This window comes from Clostridia bacterium (assembly GCA_028698525.1).
Lineage (GTDB): Bacteria > Bacillota > Clostridia > JAQVDB01 > JAQVDB01 > JAQVDB01.
In genome coordinates this window covers 1-4,131 of record JAQVDB010000109.1, presented here as the reverse complement: position 1 = coordinate 4,131, position 4,131 = coordinate 1, and the positions used below count along the sequence as shown (strand labels likewise).

The following is a 4,131-nucleotide window of genomic DNA, read 5'->3' as shown; positions in this document are numbered from 1 at the left end:
GCTCATTATAGATGCAATAGCCGAAAGCAGTAGGATCGGGAAATGGATAGAGGTAAAAACACAAAAAAATTTTGACTCTAGTCCAAGATTATGATATAATTTCCTCAAAATTTAATATTATAAACTCTTATCCAGAGTGGTGGAGGGAATAGGCCCTGTGAAGCCCGGCAACCGCTGCTAGTCAGCAAGGTGCCAACTCCTACAGGATTTTATCCTGAAAGATGAGGGATTTGAATCTAAACCTCTTCTATTACAGGAAGAGGTTTTTATTTTCTATAATTGAAGGAGGAGTCAAATAATGAACAAATATCTATTTACATCTGAATCGGTGACAGAAGGTCATCCTGATAAAATCTGCGACCAGATTTCAGATGCGGTGCTAGACGCCATATTAGCCCGGGATCCTATGGGTAGAGTAGCCTGCGAGACCTCTGTTACTACCGGACTGGTACTGGTAATGGGTGAAATCACCACAAACTGTTATGTGGATATTCCCAAAATAGCCAGGGAGACTATAAGAGAAATAGGATATACTAGGGCAAAATATGGTTTTGATTGTGACACATGTGCTGTGGTCACATCTATAGATGAGCAGTCTCCTGACATCGCTTTGGGAGTGGACAAGGCTTATGAAGCCAAGTATCTTCAGTCTGATGCTGAAATAGATGCAATCGGTGCAGGAGATCAGGGAATGATGTTCGGTTTTGCTTGCAACGAAACCCCGGAATACATGCCCCTTACAATATCACTTGCTCATGCCCTTACAAGAAGGCTGTCCCAGGTTAGAAAGGATGGGACACTGAAATACCTAAGACCTGATGGAAAATCCCAAGTCACTGTGGAATATCAAGACGGAAAGCCGGTGAGAGTAGATACAGTAGTTATATCCACTCAACACAGCGCAAAGGTAGATAGAGAGACTATAGAAAAGGATATTATAGAACATGTAATCAAGCCTGTGATACCATCAGAATTTGTTGACAGTAAAATAAAATATTATGTAAACCCTACAGGCAGATTTGTAGTAGGAGGCCCCCAGGGTGACTCCGGCCTTACCGGAAGAAAGATAATAGTAGATACTTACGGTGGATATGCAAGACACGGAGGAGGGGCTTTTTCCGGCAAAGACCCGACAAAGGTAGACAGGTCAGCATCCTATGCTGCAAGATATGTTGCCAAGAACATAGTTGCCGCAGGATTAGCAGAAAAATGTGAAGTACAGCTTGCATATGCTATAGGGGTAGCTCAACCTGTTTCAATAATGGTGGATACCTTTGGCACATCAAAGCTTTCCCAAGAACAGCTGGTCAAAATCATAAAGGCCAATTTTGATTTAAGGCCTGCAGCCATCATTAGAGATTTAGACTTGAGAAGGCCTATATACAAACAAATAGCTGCATATGGACATTTCGGACGCAACGATTTGGATCTACCTTGGGAAAGACTGGACAAGGTGGAACAGCTTAAAAAACTATAATTTACACTATTCCCTAACAAAGTTTAGTTTTAAGGGATTTTATCAAGGGAACACGAAAAAATGACGGCAAATCATCTGCCGTCATTTTTCTATGTCCGCAAAAAGAGATCTGCCTGTGGCCAAAGCCTCTGCCCACATTTGTTTTAGTCTTTTACTGTACCTATAATTGAATCATGCCCGGGCGGGTACAAGGAAAAGAGGCCGGCCTCATCATTAACAGTGATGAGGTGATGATGTGGTACATATGAAAAAGCCGCAAAATAATGAAAACATAGCAAAGCTTATAGATAAGCTGGAACCTTTGATAAAAAGCACCGCAAAACGATATACAAGACCCGGATATGATTATCAAGAGCTGTGCCAAGAATGCAGGCTGGCGATAATGGAAGCGCTGGATCAGTATGATGCTGATAGGGGAGTGCCTCTGCTTTACTACCTAAAAAAGATGATAAACTACCACCTGCTAAATTATTGCAGAAAGGACCGCTACATCCAATCCTTAGACCAACCCGTATTTGATGAAGGTGCAGCAGACTATTACGAGATATTGGAAGACAAAAAATCAGAAACCTTTCATCAAACAGACACATCACTATGGGTAGAGCAGATGCTCCAAACTCTCACACCAAAACAAAGGGAAATAATAATAGAACACTTCTTTAGGGACAAAAAATTAAAAGACATAGCAATGCAACAAGGTGTTCACTATCAAACTGTAGTAAAGCTAAAGGACAGAGCCCTTAAACGGCTCAGGGAAAATATAGATTAATAAAAGCATATATAACTTTTTTCCTTCAAAATACATTCTATATTACAGGAGGTGATAGTGATGGCATTAGAAACAAGAGCTGCAGATTCAAGGCTGCAATTGAGGCTGGACAAAGGAACTGATGGAGATGGCAGAAGAATAATAAGAACAAAGACATTGACCAGGATAAAGCACGACAGCGCCGATCAGGACCTTTTCGATGTGGCACAGGCTGTAGCCTCTCTGCAAAAGAACGGATTGGTGGGAATTATAAGGGTAGACCAATCAGAACTTGTAAACGTATAAGGTTCACATAATATTTGAAAGGGGTGATATATATGGCCGAAAGACTTGAGCTGAACTTTAGAACAAATGAAGGCAAAAATTTCAGGATAAACGTCGAAGATCCTGAAGAAGATCTTACATCAGCAGAGGTTATGCCGGCAATGCAAACGATAATCGATACAAATGTGTTCAATGTAGATGGTGGAATCGCTGAAGCGGTATCAGCTGAATTGGTAACAATACAGCGAGAGCCTATACCTTTAACCTAAAGTCAAACTGGCCGGGACTTAAAGCCCGGCCTTAAATTTCCCATAATATACAGAGAAAGGGGGCAACGAGGATGGAACAAGTATTGGGTTCGGTGGCAAACCTGGGCTTCCCAATAGTAGTTGCTGTCTTCCTGCTTATAAGGGTGGAAAAAAAGCTGGATGAACTCACCATAAGCATATATGAGCTTGCAAATGTCATTTCAAGTATAAAATAATAGAAAGCTAGAAAAAGAGATAAAAAAAGAAGGAAAAAAGCTGTTTATATAGAATATATTTAAAAGTGTATTAAGTACAAAAATTTAATTATACAAGAAAGGACAAGTGCTCATGGAAGAGGTAAATTGCAAACGCAGGATCAATCTTATGAAAAATGAGCTCAACAAAATGATTGAAAAAAATTACTATGACCTGAACAAAAAAGAAATCCTTGAATATAGCAAGGCTTTGGACAAGGTAGTGCTTCAATATTATATGAGGTATAAAAACAAAAATAGCAGATGATACAACTCTTCGACTGATGAATCGAGGAGTTTTTTTTCAGATAAATATGATAAAATTAAACCATAACAAGTCAATTGGAGGAAAAACATTGAAGATACAGGGTACAGTAGAAGAAATAATATTTGCCAATCAATCAAACGGTTTTACTGTAGCCGATATAAACTGCAGTGGAGAACTTTGGACGGTAGTAGGCATAATGCCATTCATAAATCCGGGTGAAACATTGATAATAGAAGGAGAACAGACCTTCCATCCGGACTATGGAGAACAGATCAAAGTGAAAAATTACAAGACACTTACATCCGATAATGATGTGGATAATATAGAAAAATTTTTATCATCAGGCGTAATAAAAGGCATAGGACCGGTGACGGCAAAAAAGCTGGTGCATCGCTTTGGACAGGATACATTGGACGTGATGCGATTTAGCCCTGAAAAGTTGATGCAGGTGGATGGGATAGGCAAAAAAAAGGCGCAAATTATTGCACAATCCTATGAAGAGCAGAGCGACGTGCGGGAAGTGATACTTTTCCTTCAAAAATATAATATAACACCTTATTGCGCAATGCGCATATACAAAAATTACGGTTCTGAAAGCATCAGTGTGGTAAAAGAAAATCCTTATAGATTGGCAGAACAGATCACCGGCATAGGATTTAAAACAGCGGATAACATAGCCATGAGCATGGGAATAGAAAAACATTCCCCCTACAGGATAGCTGCCGGTATCAAATTTGTGCTCACAAAGTGCGCTGCCAACGGCCATTGTTATCTTCCCGAGAGCACGTTGATAGAGGATACCTGCCGGTTATTAGATGTGGACGCAGACCTGGTACAACATTCTATAAAAG

General features: G+C 40.0%; 7 protein-coding genes and 1 riboswitch. All 7 genes read left to right on the top strand.

Going from position 1 to position 4,131, the window contains the following annotated elements; translation table 11 throughout:
- Positions 1-124 precede the first annotated feature (124 nt).
- Positions 125-228: riboswitch (SAM riboswitch) on the top strand.
- A gap of 70 nt (positions 229-298) precedes the next feature.
- Positions 299-1,477, top strand: a complete 1,179-nt coding sequence (gene metK, locus PHP06_10705; GenBank protein ID MDD3841010.1) for a methionine adenosyltransferase — start codon at positions 299-301, stop codon at positions 1,475-1,477.
- 244 nt (positions 1,478-1,721) lie between these two features.
- Positions 1,722-2,246 carry a sigma-70 family RNA polymerase sigma factor gene (locus tag PHP06_10700; protein ID MDD3841009.1) on the top strand — a complete coding sequence of 175 codons (525 nt, stop codon included), beginning with the start codon at positions 1,722-1,724 and terminating at the stop codon, positions 2,244-2,246.
- Between the two features lie 60 nt (positions 2,247-2,306).
- Positions 2,307-2,531, top strand: coding sequence for a DUF1659 domain-containing protein (locus tag PHP06_10695; protein ID MDD3841008.1), 225 nt, complete (start codon positions 2,307-2,309; stop codon positions 2,529-2,531).
- Positions 2,532-2,563: 32 nt separating this feature from the next.
- Positions 2,564-2,779 carry a DUF2922 domain-containing protein gene (locus PHP06_10690; GenBank protein MDD3841007.1) on the top strand — a complete coding sequence of 72 codons (216 nt, stop codon included), beginning with the start codon at positions 2,564-2,566 and terminating at the stop codon, positions 2,777-2,779.
- Between the two features lie 71 nt (positions 2,780-2,850).
- A complete protein-coding gene (locus tag PHP06_10685; protein MDD3841006.1) occupies positions 2,851-2,994 on the top strand; it encodes a YvrJ family protein in 144 nt (47 codons plus the stop codon).
- Positions 2,995-3,106: 112 nt separating this feature from the next.
- Positions 3,107-3,280, top strand: coding sequence for a Spo0E family sporulation regulatory protein-aspartic acid phosphatase (locus PHP06_10680; GenBank protein ID MDD3841005.1), 174 nt, complete (start codon positions 3,107-3,109; stop codon positions 3,278-3,280).
- A gap of 88 nt (positions 3,281-3,368) precedes the next feature.
- Positions 3,369-4,131, top strand: a 763-nt coding sequence (locus PHP06_10675; protein ID MDD3841004.1) for a helix-hairpin-helix domain-containing protein, incomplete at its 3' end; no start/stop codon positions are given.